We start from the raw sequence: 16,112 nt of genomic DNA, 5'->3' as shown, positions 1-16,112 counted from the left end.
ATAAATGGTAATTTTAAAGGGACTATTACAAAATAGCCCCTTTTACTATAATATATGTATTGAATTTTGATCGAATACAAAACTTAGTTTATCTCCGACTTTTTTAATTTCTTTTCCATGAGGATTATTTAAAACAATTTCTATAATATCATTTTCGTTTTTAACTTCATATTCATGGTTTTCTCCCATAAATATACTCTTAGATATTTCTAAAGTATGTTTTGATTCAGTAAATTTAATAGATTCAGGTCTAATAACTACTTTAACATTTTCTCCTATAGTATAATTTACCTTTTCATTTACTAAATATTCTTGTCCTAAAATAGAAATTAAAGTTTCATTTTCTCTATTTTCTAGTATTTTAGCATCCAATATATTTGCTCTACCTATAAATTTTGCTACAAATTCTGAATTTGGTTTTTGATATATTTCTTGTGGTGAACCAACTTGTGCAATTTTTCCATCTTTCATTATTACTATTTTATCTGAAAGTGCCATTGCTTCAGCTTGATCATGTGTTACATATATTGAAGTTATTCCAACTTCTAATTGTAATTTTCTAATTTCATCTCTCATGTGTAATCTTAACTTAGCATCTAAGTTTGATAAAGGCTCATCAAATAATAAAACCTCTGAATCCATTATTAAAGCTCTTGCAAGAGAAACTCTTTGTTGTTGACCACCAGACATTTGAGATGGAACACGTTCTGCAAAATCTTCCATTTTCATTAATTTTAAAATCTTATCTACTCTTTGCTTTATTTCTTCTTTAGGTCTTTTTTGTATTTTTAATCCATAAGCTATGTTATCATAAACGTTCATATGTGGAAATAGAGCATAGTTTTGAAAAACCATAGATATTCCTCTTTTATCAGGAGTTAAATAAGCGATGTCTCTATTATTTATAGTAATATGTCCTGAACTTGGTGTTTCAAATCCAGCTATCATTCTAAGTGTAGTAGTTTTACCACAACCAGATGGACCTAATAAACAGACGAATTCTCCTTCTTTTATTTCTAAATTTACATCTTCTACAGCAACCACCCTTCTACCTTTAGGTGTGAAAATTTTAGTTAAATTCTGTATATTTAATTTAATTGGTTTACTCATTTTTTTCTCCCTGTTATTTATTTTTAGGTTCTAATAATTTCATAAAGATTTTCATTAATATCATAAATAATGAAACAATAACTATTAGTATAGTACAGTATGCTGCAGCTATACCTATTCTACCTTGGTCAACATTATCCATGATAGTAGGAGTTAATAATTTCCATTTAGCAGATATTAAAAATACTACTGTTGAAACAAGAGTCATAGATCTTGCAAATGAATATATTAATCCTGATAAGAATGCTTCTCTTATCATAGGTAAAGTGATTTTTGTAAATGTTTGCATTGTATTTGCTCCAAGAATAGTTGAAGCTTCTTCTATACTTGGATCTATTTGATTTAATGCTGCTATTCCTGATCTTACCCCAACTGGAAGAGATCTAATAATAAATGCCATGATTATTATAAAGCCTGTACCAGTTAATGTAGGAACTAATGCGGTGTTTGTAAATGGTATGTTATATACCTTGTTATAACTTAGGGCATAACCTATACCAATAATAGTTCCAGGTATTGCTAGACCCATCATTACTGTAAATTCTATGAAAGTTTTACCTAAGAATTTTTTTCTAACTATTAAAAATGCTATTATCATAGAAAAAGTTGATGCAATAAATGTAGCTATTATTGATAAAGTTGTAGTAGTAATAATAGGATTTATTCTGTTTGAATATTTAAATATTTCTCTATAATTATATAAACTTAAACTATTATCTATACCAAATAATTTTGTAAATGAACTAATAGGTATTAATATATACATTCCTATAACACAGATAGAAAGTAATATTAAAATTAAACTAGATGTAATAGTAGCAAATTTTGTATCTATTAATTCTCTCAAGCGAGATGCCTTACCTGTTACAGTTATATATGATTTTGAATTAACATAATATCTTTGTAAAGTAAACATAGAAATAGATATAGTTAGTAATATTATTGATAGTGCAGATGCAAGCCCTAATTGATAATTCCCTATTCCTTCTTGAAATATTTTAACTGCTATAGTAGTAAATTTTCCTCCTATAACAAATGGATTAGCATAATCTGCAATTGATTGTATAAACACTAATAAGAATGCATTGGCAAGTCCAGGCATCATTAATGGTAAAGTTACCGTAGTAAATACTTTAAATCTATTTGCCCCAAGAGATCTTGAAGCTTCCTCAACAGATGGATCTATATTATTTAATAATCCAACTAACATCATGTATGCTATTGGAAAGAAACTTAGAACTTGTACTAAAACTAATCCATGAAATCCATAAATTTCATATTCAATCCCTAATATTTTTTTAGTAATTAAACCTGTTCTACCAAATAGTAATATAGTTGAAAGTGCAACTATAAATGGTGGAGAAATTACTGGAAGTAAAGCTATGAAATCAAATACAGCCTTACCTTTAATTTTAATATATACTGTTAAATATGCAAATATAAAGCCAACAATTAATGAAATTAATCCAGTAGTAAATCCTAATACTAGAGTATTAAGTATAATTTGTAAATTCCCTGAATTTTTAAATGAATCTATATAATTTATTATAGTAAATTTTTCATTTACTTTAATACTTTCTAAAAACACGTTATATAAAGGGACTAAAATAAAGAAAGCTACTACAATTATTGAAAATATTATTGTTGTCATAAGTATAGGGTCATTTAACATTTTCCTGAAATCTTTAAAGCTATCTTTCATTTTTAATTTTAAATTTGACATAAATATCCTTTCAAGTAAAATACAAGGGATAGCCCCTTGTATTATTTTATCTATTTTTGAGGTATTGCTGAACTAGTTTCTTTAGTATATTTTTCAACTAAATCTTTTCTGTTTCTTCCAGCCCATTCAAAGTCATAATCTATTAATTTAGTATCCTTAATTACTTTTGTTTCTTTAGGATTTTTTGCATTTTTGTTAGTTAAAAATTGGAATGAACCGACACTTTTACCTAATTCTTGAACTTCTTTAGTTAATACCCAATCTATAAATTTTTTAGCTGCTTCACTATTAGGTGCATTTTTTAATAAAGCAACAGCCCCTATTTCATATCCTGTACCTTCATTTGGAGCAGATAATATAATATCCGAATAACCTTCTTTTTGATATTTAATAGCATCATGTAAGAAAGTAATACCTAGAGCAACTTCTCCGCTTCCAACCATTCTTCCAGGAGCAGTTCCAGATTTTGTATACTGTCTTATTTGTCCATCTAATTGTTTAAAGTAAGACATAGCTTCTTCTACTCCCATTAATTGAACTAAAGATGCAAGCATAGTATAAGCAGTTCCAGATGAACCAGGGTGAGCTACAACTATTTCTCCTTTAAATTTAGGATTTAATAAATCTTTCCATGATTTAGGCATTTCTAATCCTTTTTCTTCTAGTATCTTTTTATTTCCAACAAATCCTAGGTATCCAACATAAATTCCTGTCCATCTTCCATCACCAGATTTGAATTGCTCTAATATTTCTTTAGATGTAGGAGAATCGTATGCTTCTATTAAACCTTCAGAATCTGCTGCAATAATTCCATCAACTGGACCTCCATACCAAACTGAAGCCACCATATTATTTTTTTCGGCTTTTAATCTAGCTAAAGTTTCTCCACTACTCATTCTGACAAATTCTGTAGGTATACCAGTTTCATCTGTGAATTTTTCAGCTATTAAAGCTGCATGGTCTTCTTGTAATCCTGCATAAAAAACTAATTTTTCATCTGTTTTAGCTATGTTTTCTGAATTATTGCCACAAGAAAACAAAAAAGCACCTAAAAATATGCTTATTAATAATTTTTTCATTTTTCCTCCACAAATATATGTTTGTTAATATTTTATCATTAATATTATACTATATTATTTTGAAAATATCTAGTTTTTAAATGAGTTTATTAAAATTTAAGTTATTTAATTGAAAAAAATAATTTAAAAATATATTATTCACAAAGTTGGATTTAATATGACGAAAGCGCTGATGTGTAATCATAGTAATTCCATAATATGGAATAATTTGCTTTAAAATTAAAATAAATATATATTTTCGGACATATTTTTAAAAAAATTTAGACATCGATAAAATTTTCGTGTTAAAATGAGTTAGGTGATAGAATGAATTTAAAAAATATCAACAAAAAAATTGGAGATTTTACATTAAATGTAGATTTAGAACTAAAAAAAGGTGAAATTTTTGGAATTATTGGAAAATCTGGAAGTGGTAAATCAACTATTTTAAAGATAGTCCAAGGTTTAATTAAGCCTGATAGTGGTGAGATTAATATAGATGAAAATATAGAAATGTCATCAATATTTCAAGGATTAAATCTTTTAAATAATAAGGACGTATATTCAAATGTAGCACTTCCTTTAATACTTAAAAAACAGAAAAATGATGAAAAGGTTGAAGAAGTATTAAAATATGTTGGTTTACTTGAAAAGAAAAATGAATACATATCATTTTTAAGTGGTGGACAAAAACAAAGAGTAGCTATTGCAAGAGCCTTAATTTCAAATCCGGATTTATTAATTTGTGATGAAGTTACAACTTCTCTTGATAGAATTACTAAAAATGAAGTTATATCTTTATTTAAAAAGATAAATAGTGATTATGGAACTACAATATTATTTGTAACTCATGAATTAGAGGTTGCAAAGAAAATATGTGATAGAGTTTCTGTTATAGAAAATGGAGAAATTCTAGAAATATTTGAAGTTAATAAGGACCTTGGTGAAGAAAAAGAATTTAGTTATTTAGAATATGCAAAAGAGGTATTAACATAATGGATTATTTTACTTTAGAATTACTTTTATCTATTAAAGATACATTTATTATGGTTTTAATTCCAACAATTTGTGCAGTATTATTTGGAATACCATTAGGTTCATTGCTATATATCACAAAAAAGAATGGATTAAAAGAGAATATGTATATATATTTACCTATTAATTTTTATATTAATGTGGTAAGAAGTTTCCCTTTTTTAATCTTTGTTATTGTTTTAATACCGTTAACAAGATTTGTTTTTGGAACAGCTTTTGGATTATTACCAGCAAGTTTTCCAATAAGTTTTGTAGCAGTAGCACTTTATGCAAGATTTGTTGAACAGTCATTTCACGATGTTGATTTAGGAATAATAGATGCAGCATTGTCTATGAGAGCAACAAGCTTTCAAATAGTTTGGCATTTTCTGTTAGTTGAATCTAGAAGTTCATTAATTTTAGGATTAACTTCTAGTATAATTAGTTTCATATCTTATTCTACTGTTATGGGTATAGTTGGTGGTGGAGGTATAGGAGATTTTGCCATTAGATATGGATATCAAGAGTATAACTATCCTTTGGTTTATAAGGTAGTATCTATAATGATAGTTATGGTATTTTTAATACAGATTATAGGTAATAAAATTTCAGAAAAATTAGATAAAAGAAGGAGAGATTCTTAATGTTTAAAAAAATATTATTATTTTTTACAATTTTATTTTCAACTTTAACTTTTTCAAATGATAAAGTTATTAAAATTGCAGCAGCAGGTTACCCTATGAATGAAATAGTTAAAATCGCTGCAATGGATTTAGAAAAGCAAGGTTATGATGTACAAATTTCATTATTAACTGATTATGTAACAGCAAATATAGGGTTAAATGCTAAAGAATTTGATGCAAACTTCCATCAACATGAGCCATTTATGCAAATCTTCAATGATAGAAATAATGGGACTTTAGTAAAAGTTAAACCTATATATGACGTTCATGTTGGATTTTATTCAAGAAAAATTAAAAGCAAATCACAAGTTCCTATGGGGGCAAAAGTAGCAGTACCAAGTGACCCGACTAACCAAGATAGAGCTTTAAGAATACTTGAAAAAGAAGGGTTTATAAAACTTGCTAAAAAAACAGGGTTAAATAATTTGTCAGATGTTAGAGATAATATAAGAGGATTAAAAATTACACCTGTTGCAATACCAGCATTAGTACAAGCTTACCAAGAATTTGATTTATCTTTCAACTGGCCTTCACACATGCTAAAAATAGGGGTAAAAGTTAAAGATGCTCTTCTTTTAGAAAAAACAGATGATTCTAGATTTGCTGTAATGCTTGCTGCAAGAGAAGACAATAAAGATAGCCAAAAAATAAAAGACTTAACAAAAGCAATGACTTCAGAAAAAGTAAGAAAATTCTTACTTGAAAATTACAAAGAAGAAGGTTATCCAGTATTTTAATTAACTGTAAAGATTCCGATAATAAATAATTTTAATTAACTTAGAAAGCCTGTTTAAACAGGCTTTTTATTAACAAAGAATTTAAAAGTTTGCAATTTATCTTGTTTTAGTGTATAATAGCTTGTAAATTAAAAACAATTGAGATTATTGCTTGAATAATCTTAGTGAGTATGGTATAATTAAAATCTAGTAAAAAGTAAATTAGGAGGTGTAGATATGCAAATTTGTGAAGTATTTGGGAAAAAAGTAGGTCATGGTAACTTAGTAAGTCACTCAAATAGAGCAACTAAAAGAATTTGGAGACCTAATCTTCAAACTATGAAATTAATGATTGATGGTAAAGAAGTTAAAGTTAGAGTAAGTACAAAAGCAATGAAAACATTAAAAGGTAAAAATGAGGATCAAGTGAAGAAAATATTACTTGAAAATAAAGATAACTTAAGCTCTAAACTTTCAAAAATCTTATTTTCAGCAAATTAATAAGTGAAATCACCTTTTTTTAGGGGATTCACATAGAAAAAGGTGTTATGTAAGACACCCTTTTTTTTTGAAAAAAAATAGATGCATAGCATCTATTTAACTAAATGATTTATTTTATCATCTTTATAATCTAAATTATGAACTGAGTTTATATATCTTATTGTTCTTGAACTTCCTCTAATTAGTAATGTTTGTGTTCTAGCTATATTTCCATGTCTTTTAATACCCTCAAGTAAATCTCCAGTAGTAATACCTGTTGCAGAAAATATTATTTCATCATCTTTCGCTAAATCATCCAATTTAATAACTTCACCTAGCACTAAACCTTTTTCCTCACATCTACGTTTCTCATCTTTTGATATTTTATCATTTTCTAAAGAATATCCCTTAACCTCATTACGTAATTTTAATCTTGCTTGCATATCGCCACCTAAAACTCTTATAGCTGCTGCTGATATTACGCCCTCAGGAGCGCCACCTATTCCATAAACAACATCTATATCACTATCAACCATACATGTTAGTATAGATGCAGCAACATCACCATCGGGTAGGGCATAAACGCTAATATTTAATTTTTGTAAATCTTCAATTATTTTTTTATGTCTAGGTTTATCTAAGATTATAACGGTTAGGTCTTTTAATTCTTTATTATTTGCTTTTGCTATAATTTCTATATTTTCTTGTAATGGTTTTTCTAAATCGATTAAACCTTTTGCATTTGGACCGACTATTAATTTTTCCATATACATATCAGGAGCTTTTAAGAATGAATCTTTTTTACCAACTGCAAGTACAGTTATTGCATTTGCTTGTCTTTGTGCAGTCATACGTGTTCCTTCTACAGGATCTACAGCTATATCAACTTCAAGATATTTCCCATCAGGTCTACCAAGAATTTCTCCAATGTATAACATTGGGGCCTCATCTATTTCTCCCTCACCAATTACAACTTCACCTTTTATTTTGATTCTATTTAACATTATCTTCATTGCTTCAACAGCTACTCTATCTATTTCTTCTTTATTACCCCTACCAACTAGTTTATGTGCAGCAAGTGCAGCTGCTTCAGTAACTCTTGCAAATTCTAATGCTAATTCTCTTTTCATTTTTGCTCCTTTCAAGGTTATAATTACTACATGTAATTATATCATAAAAAAAATGACGATAGTAGTGTAAAATGATATTTGTGTAATTTATAACAATGACTTAAGTATTGACTTTTTATATATTCGGGGTAATATATATGGAGAAATTGTGTTGTTCTATTTTTATTTTTTTTATGTTATAATACACTTAGAATTTATTAAAGTAGGAGGCATATATGAAGATATTCTTATATCTACTTTTTTACATTACTACATCGATAATTATATTGATATATTTATTTAAAGAAAAGAAAGTAGTAGATTATATAGATAAAATAGTAGATAAATTTTTAGTAAAATTAGGATTAATAAATGAAAAGGTTAGATATGATAAGATTTTAATATCTTTTAATACATTAGTGTTGATAATTTTAGGGATTTTAGCATTAAAGGTAGATTATACAAGAAATGATATATTACCTATTAAAAATAAAATAACGATAATATCTGTTGTATTAAACTTTATAATGTTTTTAGGATTTTATTTAAAAAAATACTATTATGAACATGTAGCTATATTAAATATAGTGCTTATAATATTTGGAAAAGCAATGTTTGGAGTAGATGATAAATACTTTTTAATAATGAATATAGTAGTAACTATATCTTCACTAATATTAATTTTTTATTCTAATATTGAGCTTTCAAATAAAATTAAAAAAATAGTTAATTCTATGTTTATTATTATTCTTGTATTAATTATACAAGGTTATTATTTAGGGAATTATGCTATACCAACGGGTTCTATGGAACCAACTATAAAAGTTGGGGATAGAATATTTGCCAATAATGTATTATATAGATTTAAAAAACCTAATATAGGTGATATTATTTCATTTAGAGAACCACTTGATAATAGCTTAATGTATACAAAAAGAATTACTGGAACTTCTGGAACAACATTTAAGATTAATGAAGAAGATCATAATATATATATTAATGGTGAAAAAACAAGTTTAAATAGAGAATATACTATAGAAGGGATTTTAAAGTTATATAACAATCCAGAAATATATATACCTAAAAAGGGGGATAAGGTTAAACTTTTAAAAGTATTAGAACTTGATATATTTGATGGAAGTGGAGTAATAGAGTTAACAAGAGAAGAGTTTTTAGCTAAGAATATTTCAAAAGATTATTATAAATACCTATTTGGCTTCTTTAATACTAATACATTAGATCAAATAAATGGAATTGATCAAGATTTAAGTAATAAAAGATATACTTATGTTTTAGAAAGTGAAGGTAAATTCCTACTTCCAATACTTGATTTTAAATATGATAAAGATGTTATGACTAAGCTATTAAATGGAGAAGAAATTGAGTTAGAAAGTAATTACTATATGGCTATGGGGGATAATACAAGAAATAGTAATGATTCAAGATTTTTTGGATATGTTAAAGAAGAAAGAATATACGGAAAATTATTATTAAGATGGTATCCATTTAATAGAATAGGATTTTTAAATGAATAAAACAGAAATAGAAGAGATTTTAAACTTACATAATCAGAATTTTTTGGACAAAAAAAAATATGATGATATTGTAAGTATTTATGAAAATCCTAATTATTCTATTTTTTGTGTTTATGAAGAAGAGTTAGTTGGATATATGATAATACTTGATAGCTTTGATTGTTATGAGTTATTTGAAATTGCAATTAAAGAAAAATTTAGAAATAAAGGATATGCAAAAAAACTTTTACATAATATTTCATATGAAAAAGATGTTTTTTTAGAAGTTTCTGAAAAAAATATGGCTGCAATAAAACTCTATGAAAAAACTGGATTTGAAAGAATATCAATTAGAAAAAAATATTATTTAGATGGAAGCAACGCATTGATAATGAAAAAATAAGGAGTGATTATGGTGAAAGGTTATTTAAGTCTTGTTTTACATGCACATCTGCCGTATGTAAGACATCCAGAATATGAAGAGTTTTTAGAGGAAGATTGGTTATTTGAAGCTATTACAGAAACATATATTCCACTTCTAAATATTTTTGAAAATTTAACTAGGGATGGAGTACCTTTTAATATTACCATGACAATTTCAGGAACTTTAGCTAATATGTTAAATGATGAAATGTTGCAAAATAGATATTTAAAACATATGGATAAATTAGTTGATTTTTGTACCTTAGAATTGGAAAGATTAGCTCCATATGAAGATATGTATGCTATTGCTGTACATAATTATGATACATATTTCAATGCGAGAAAATACTTCTTAGATAATGATAAAAATTTAATTAAGAGATTTAAATATTTTCAAGATTTAGGTAACTTAGAAATTATTCCAGTTACAGCAACACATGGAATGCTTCCTATGATGAAGGATTTTCCTAATGCTGTAAAAGCACAAATTAAAATGGCTAAAATTGATTATATGAGTAATTTTGATAGAGAACCTCAAGGTATATGGCTTGCAGAATGTGCTTATTATAAAGGACAGGATGCATATTTAAAAGATGAGGGTATTAGATATTTTTTAGTTGATGCACACGGTATAAAAAATGCAAATCCAAGACCTGTTTATGGTGTTTATGCCCCTGTATTTACCGAAAATGGTGTAGCAGCCTTTGCTAGAGATTTAGAATCTTCTGAACAAGTTTGGTCATCTGAGGTTGGCTATCCAGGAGATGGTGCATATAGGGAGTTTCATAAAGATGCTGGTTATGAACTTGATTATGAATACATTAAACCATTTTTACATAGTGATGGAATAAGACGTAATATTGGTATAAAATATCATGCTATAACAGATAAAAAAGGAACATTTAAGAAGGTATATAATCCAGAAGAAGCAAGAAACACAGCTATATCGCATGCATATAATTTTGTATATAATCGTAGTAAACAAATTGATTATTTATCAAGTAAAATGAAATATAGGAAACCAATAATAGTTTCTCCATATGATGCAGAGTTATATGGTCATTGGTGGTATGAGGGTCCAATATTTTTAGAATATATATTTAGGGCAATGCAAGAATCTAATTTTGGAAGTATTACGCCTTCAAGATATTTAGATGTATATAAGTTAAATCAGGTTGTTGATTTAAGTATGTCAAGCTGGGGAGCTAATGGATATTATGATGTTTGGGTAGATGGATCTAATGACTATATTTATAGACATTTACATAAAGCTGCCTCTAAAATGATAGAATTAGCTAAAATAGAACCATCAAATGAATTAGAGTATAGGGCTTTAAATCAAGCTGCTAGAGAACTATTTTTAGCTCAGACTTCTTGTTGGCCATTTATTATGTTTACTAAAACTATGGTTGGATATGCAGAAAAGAAAGTATCAGATCATACTTATAGAATATTTAAAATATATGAGGATATTATACATGGAAGCATAGATGAAGAATGGCTAAAGGAAATAGAAGGTAGAGATAATATATTTAAAAATGTAGATTATAGAGTATATAGATAAGAGGGGTAACCCTCTTTTCTAAATTTTTAGAAAAGTAGGTAAAATTATGATATATTTCGATAATTCGGCAACTACTCGTGTTGATGATAGAGTAATAGAAGAAATGTCTAAAGTAATGAGTGAAATGTATTTAAATATTGATTCAGGATATAGTTTGGCTTATGATATAAAGAAGATATTGAAAGATAGAAAAAATATATTTAAAAAGGTATTAGGTTTAAATCCTGATAATTTTTCATTTACTTCTGGTGGTGGAGAAGCAAATAATTTAGCGTTAACTTCTGTTATGAGAAAAGAGAAAAAAGGTCATTTTATAATCTCAAAAATTGAACATCCATCACTTTTAAACACAGCATTAGAATTGAAAAATGAGGGTTATGATCTAGATCTTGTAGATGTTGATGAGTTTGGTAATATAGATATAGATAATTTAATATATTTAATTAGAGAAGATACAAGACTTGTTTCTATTATGGGTGTTAATAATGAAATAGGAACAATAATGGATATGGAAAAAATATCAAAGGCTATTAAAAATAAGAATGGTAATACATATTTTCATATAGATTTTGTGCAAGGATTAAATCATGTTGATTTTGATTTTTCTAAGATTTATGTTGATCTTTTATCTATAAGTTCACATAAAATACATGGTCCTAAGGGTGTAGGAGCTATATATATTAAAAATGGAGTTAAAATTAAAGAACAAATATATGGAAGTAATAGTGAGAATAAATATATTCCACGTACTATGCCTAATGAACTAGTTATGGGATTTTTAAAAGCTATAGAAATAGGAAGTTTGGAAGATAAGGAAAATATTAAAGAACTAAAAAAATATTTTTTAGAAAAATTATCAGACATACCTAATGTACATGTAAATAGTCCTATAAATTCTAGTGATAGTATAATTAATGTATCTTTTATTGGTGCTAGATCTGAGGTATTACAAACTTTTCTTGCAAGTAATAATATATTTATATCAATTGGATCTGCATGTTCTGCAAATAAGAAGGATTCACATGTTTTAAAGGCTTTAAATCTACCTAAAGAAAGGGTAGAAAGTTCTATTAGAATAAGTTTTTCTAAGTATAATAATAAAAGAGAGATTGACATATTTTTTAAAGTCTTAATACCTTTTTTACAGATGATAAGAAGTATAAAATAAGGGTGGTATAAGGGAAATATAATGAAGAATATGTAGAATATAGATGTATAAATGTTTAAAAGGAGTTAGGTATGAAAAAAATATTTTTATTATTATCCTTAATAGTAGGATTAAATGTTTTAGGTCAAGAAATAACTATATCAACTAATCAAAAAATAGAAAAAGAAATTATGGCCGATACAGCACTTATAAACTTCAAATTAACATCAGAGGGTAAAAGTTTAGAAAAAACTAGGGGTATAAATAGAGAAAAAGTTAATGAGTTCTTTATGAAATTAAATGAGAATGGAATTAAATTTGATAATGTAGTTACGAATAATATTAGTGATAGAAAGATTTCTAAACTTAAAGAAGAAAAAGGGAATGGTTATGAAACAAATATGACATTTTCTATAACTTCTGATATTAATGATGGTTCTAAGATTATTAATGAATTAGAAAAAATTGGTGCTATTAGGTATAAGATGAATAAGGGATTAATTACCTTTAAATTATCTGCTACGGGTAAGAGTAAAAAAGAAACGTATGATAAAATAAATAATAAAGTTAAAACATTAAGAAAAAATTTAGGAAGAGATTTTGAATTTGTATTCTCAGATATATATGAAAAGACCTTAAGAGTAGATGATGTTTATTATAAAATAGAAAATGATTTTTCATTTAAGTTAAGGGATTTAAGCAAGATTAATAAATTAATTGAAATAGCTTCTAAATTAAATATAGAAATTGAAAATAATATAGAATATTCATTGTCTAATTTAAAAGAAAAGTATTTAGATATGGTAGAAGAGGCATATATAAAAGCTAGAAAAAAAGCTAAATTTTTAATAAATAAAGATTATGAGATTAAAACTATTAAATCAGTTAAGGAAAATAGATATTTAGTAGATGAACTTGAAAGAAAAATTAATATTGCAAATGATTTAGAACAATATGCTGTTCCTATGATAGCTCGTGCTAAAGCTATTTATGAATCAGATATGGAAAATAAGGGACTTGAAATATCTATACCAAAGATTAAACTTCAAAATGAATTGGCTGTAGAATTTATAGCTGATAATGGTAAAGGAAATGAAAAATATGTTAATGAACTAAGTCTTTACTCTAGTTTTAGTAAGGATATTAAAGCTGATGTAGTAAATCTTGAAATATCTATAAATACTAAGTCAGATAAGGATATGATTGATTCAAATAATAAGAATGCCAAAGTATTTAATAAATTAAAAAAACTTTTATCAAGTGCAGGTATTTCTTATGAGAATATAGAAAATATTTCCTTTGACACTAAAAAATATGAAAGTTATGAGAAAAAATTAGGTAAAATAATTAAGAATGAACAACAAGCAATATTTAAGGTAAAAGTTGGTAAGATTAATACATTAAATTATCAAAGATTTTTAGAATTAACTAATAGTGATAATATTAATGTTTATATGAACAATAATGAGCTATTTCTTGAAATAAAAGAAAGTGCTAAAAGCGTTAATGAAGCATATAATTTAGCTAATAGAAAATATAAGGCTTTAAAATTAGAATTTTCTAAATTAAATATTAATATTGCTCTTGAAGAATATAATAATATTCCTTTGATTGAAAGAGAAGAAATAACAGAAAAGCTTACAAACTACATTACTAATAATAGGCTTAAAATTGTTACAAAAGATATACAAAATTTATCATTTATTGTGTCTATATTAAGAGAATTAGGGGTAGAAATTAAATATATTAATTATGGTTTAGATAATATTGAAAATTATCAAAAATTATTCTATGATGAGCTTTTTAAGGATTTAAAAAATAAGGAGCTTAGATTTAATAAATTAGAAAATATAGAAACCAAAGGCTTTAAATCTATTAAGGACACAGACAATGAAATGACAAAATACTATGGCAGAGATAATTTAATTTTAAATAGAGATAATTATGAATATAATTTAAATATTTCAGATGAGGAGATAATAAAAAGATCAAAAGAAAATCCGTATAAAATATTTGTTAAACCATATAATGCTAATATGGGAATAGAGGCTATTATTAATTTAAAATAGTTTCATACTAAGAAACGAAAAATATTTTTACAATTAAACAATAATGATAAATTCAATCATGTTAAAATTATATCTATATTATTTGCATTTAAAAATTTTTCATTATATAATTGTTATATAACTTATTAGGGAGTGTTATATATGGAAAAGAAAAATGCAGGATATATATATTCGTTTGAGTCATTTGGTACTAAAGATGGACCGGGTATAAGATTTGTGCTTTTTTTGCAAGGATGTCCATTAAGATGCCTTTATTGTCATAATGTAGATACATGGAATTTAAAAGATCATAAAAAATTAATGACACCAGAGGAAGTATTTAAGGAAATTATGAAAGTTAAAGGATTTATTAAAACAGGTGGAGTTACAGTTTCTGGTGGTGAACCATTACTTCAATCTGACTTCATAATAGAATTATTTAAATTATGTAAAGAAGCTGGAATACATACTTGCATTGATACTTCGGGTTATATTTTTACCGAAAAAGCTAAACAAGCTATAGAATTATCAGATCTTGTATTACTTGACATTAAACATATAGATCAAGAAAAATATAAGTTATTAACATCTGTTAATTTAGCTCCAACTTTAAAAATGGCAGATTATTTAGAAAGTATTAATAAACCAGTATGGTTAAGATATGTTTTAGTTCCAGGATATTCTAATGATCCTAAAGATTTAGAAAATTGGGCTAAATATTGTTCTAAGTTTAAGAATGTAGAAAGGGTAGATATATTACCTTTTCACCAAATGGGTACACCAAAATGGGATAAAATGAAAAAAGAATATAAATTAAGAGATACACCAACACCGACTAAAGAAGAAATTAAAATTGCTGAAGAAATATTTTTAAAATATGATTTACCTTTATACAAGGTTAAGTAAAAGTCATGTATTATAGCCTGATATATATATCAGGCTATTTTTTATTTTGGATTTTAATTGTAAAATCAATCTTTTTAATATATAATGTTTTGAAGTTAACTTGGTTAAGTAATAAAAAGGAGGATTATGATATTTTTATCATAAAAATATGTTATGAAACATAAAAAGGTATTATTTTTACTATTATTATCTTCTTTTGTTTATTCAAAAGATGAAAAGAGTAAAATAAGTGGAGAATTAACTTTTGGTGTTGATACGACATTTGGAGCAGATGGAGTAGAAAGTACGATTAGATTGTTACCTTCATTAATAGATATGGTTAAAGATAGAAAATATGGTGATTATGAAAATAAGAAGAATGTAAGTGTCAAGAAAGTCCCAGATGATAAAACTTATGAATATATTCCAAAATATAGTTTTATGAGAAGAGATTTAGAACTTGCAGTAAAATACTTATCCCAGAATATAGAACTAAGAAAGAGAGTAAACTTTAAGTTAAAAGAGAACTATTTAGGATTAGGACTAAAAGTAGATATATTAGGAAAGAAGATAACACATAGTAATTTTTTAGAAAATAATGATATAGAAAAAATAAAATTAACATTATTTTCAGAAAA

General features: G+C 26.0%; 14 protein-coding genes and 1 pseudogene. 11 read left to right on the top strand and 4 right to left on the bottom strand.

Annotated features, from left to right (window positions below; translation table 11 throughout):
• Positions 1-45: 45 nt before the first annotated feature.
• The 3 genes from BUE91_RS04500 to BUE91_RS04490 are packed head-to-tail and all read right to left on the bottom strand — an operon-like array spanning position 46 to position 3,912.
• A complete protein-coding gene (locus BUE91_RS04500; protein ID WP_066900167.1) occupies positions 46-1,110 on the bottom strand; it encodes an ABC transporter ATP-binding protein in 1,065 nt (354 codons plus the stop codon).
• A gap of 13 nt (positions 1,111-1,123) precedes the next feature.
• The gene (locus BUE91_RS04495) at positions 1,124-2,833 is read right to left on the bottom strand and encodes an ABC transporter permease (protein ID WP_073508086.1); all 1,710 of its coding nucleotides are present in this window, start codon (positions 2,831-2,833) and stop codon (positions 1,124-1,126) included.
• A 50-nt stretch (positions 2,834-2,883) separates the two neighbouring features.
• Positions 2,884-3,912 carry an ABC transporter substrate-binding protein gene (locus BUE91_RS04490; RefSeq protein ID WP_073508085.1) on the bottom strand — a complete coding sequence of 343 codons (1,029 nt, stop codon included), beginning with the start codon at positions 3,910-3,912 and terminating at the stop codon, positions 2,884-2,886.
• Between the two features lie 306 nt (positions 3,913-4,218).
• Between BUE91_RS04490 and BUE91_RS04485 the strand changes: the two genes are divergently transcribed.
• From BUE91_RS04485 to rpmB, 4 genes are all read left to right on the top strand, one after another.
• On the top strand, positions 4,219-4,887 hold the full coding sequence (locus BUE91_RS04485; protein ID WP_066900172.1) for an ATP-binding cassette domain-containing protein: 669 nt from the start codon (positions 4,219-4,221) through the stop codon (positions 4,885-4,887).
• On the top strand, positions 4,887-5,549 hold the full coding sequence (locus tag BUE91_RS04480; protein ID WP_066900174.1) for a methionine ABC transporter permease: 663 nt from the start codon (positions 4,887-4,889) through the stop codon (positions 5,547-5,549). Before BUE91_RS04485 ends, BUE91_RS04480 begins: the two co-directional genes overlap by 1 nt.
• On the top strand, positions 5,549-6,325 hold the full coding sequence (locus BUE91_RS04475; RefSeq protein ID WP_066900177.1) for a MetQ/NlpA family ABC transporter substrate-binding protein: 777 nt from the start codon (positions 5,549-5,551) through the stop codon (positions 6,323-6,325). The genes BUE91_RS04480 and BUE91_RS04475 overlap by 1 nt, the downstream gene beginning before the upstream one ends.
• A 216-nt stretch (positions 6,326-6,541) precedes the next feature.
• Positions 6,542-6,805: a 50S ribosomal protein L28 gene (gene rpmB, locus BUE91_RS04470; protein WP_073508084.1), complete on the top strand. Its 264-nt coding sequence runs from the start codon at positions 6,542-6,544 to the stop codon at positions 6,803-6,805.
• A 92-nt stretch (positions 6,806-6,897) separates the two neighbouring features.
• Here the strand turns inward: rpmB and glpX are convergent, their stop codons facing one another.
• Complete coding sequence (glpX, locus tag BUE91_RS04465; RefSeq protein ID WP_073508083.1) at positions 6,898-7,914, bottom strand: class II fructose-bisphosphatase; 1,017 nt, start codon at positions 7,912-7,914, stop codon at positions 6,898-6,900.
• Positions 7,915-8,129: 215 nt separating this feature from the next.
• On the opposite strand from glpX, the gene lepB reads away from it, so the two are divergent.
• The 7 genes and pseudogenes from lepB to BUE91_RS04430 all read left to right on the top strand — a co-directional run.
• The gene (lepB, locus tag BUE91_RS04460; RefSeq protein WP_073508082.1) at positions 8,130-9,428 is read left to right on the top strand and encodes a signal peptidase I; all 1,299 of its coding nucleotides are present in this window, start codon (positions 8,130-8,132) and stop codon (positions 9,426-9,428) included.
• Entirely contained in the window at positions 9,421-9,810 is a 390-nt protein-coding gene (locus BUE91_RS04455; protein ID WP_066900182.1) for a GNAT family N-acetyltransferase, read from the top strand. Before lepB ends, BUE91_RS04455 begins: the two co-directional genes overlap by 8 nt.
• 12 nt (positions 9,811-9,822) lie before the next feature.
• Positions 9,823-11,394, top strand: coding sequence for a glycoside hydrolase family 57 protein (locus BUE91_RS04450; RefSeq protein WP_083573774.1), 1,572 nt, complete (start codon positions 9,823-9,825; stop codon positions 11,392-11,394).
• A gap of 46 nt (positions 11,395-11,440) precedes the next feature.
• Positions 11,441-12,562 carry a cysteine desulfurase family protein gene (locus BUE91_RS04445; RefSeq protein ID WP_066900184.1) on the top strand — a complete coding sequence of 374 codons (1,122 nt, stop codon included), beginning with the start codon at positions 11,441-11,443 and terminating at the stop codon, positions 12,560-12,562.
• 71 nt (positions 12,563-12,633) lie between these two features.
• Positions 12,634-14,610, top strand: coding sequence for an SIMPL domain-containing protein (locus tag BUE91_RS04440; protein ID WP_073508080.1), 1,977 nt, complete (start codon positions 12,634-12,636; stop codon positions 14,608-14,610).
• Positions 14,611-14,751: 141 nt separating this feature from the next.
• Positions 14,752-15,495, top strand: coding sequence for a pyruvate formate-lyase-activating protein (gene pflA / locus BUE91_RS04435; RefSeq protein ID WP_066900187.1), 744 nt, complete (start codon positions 14,752-14,754; stop codon positions 15,493-15,495).
• 153 nt (positions 15,496-15,648) lie between these two features.
• Positions 15,649-16,112, top strand: a pseudogene (locus BUE91_RS04430) (hypothetical protein); the annotation flags it as partial.

It is taken from the genome of Streptobacillus notomytis, from assembly GCF_001902585.1.
GTDB classification, from domain to species: domain Bacteria; phylum Fusobacteriota; class Fusobacteriia; order Fusobacteriales; family Leptotrichiaceae; genus Streptobacillus; species Streptobacillus notomytis.
The sequence above is the reverse complement of the archived record's forward strand: the minus strand, read 5'-3'. Positions and strand labels throughout refer to the sequence as shown.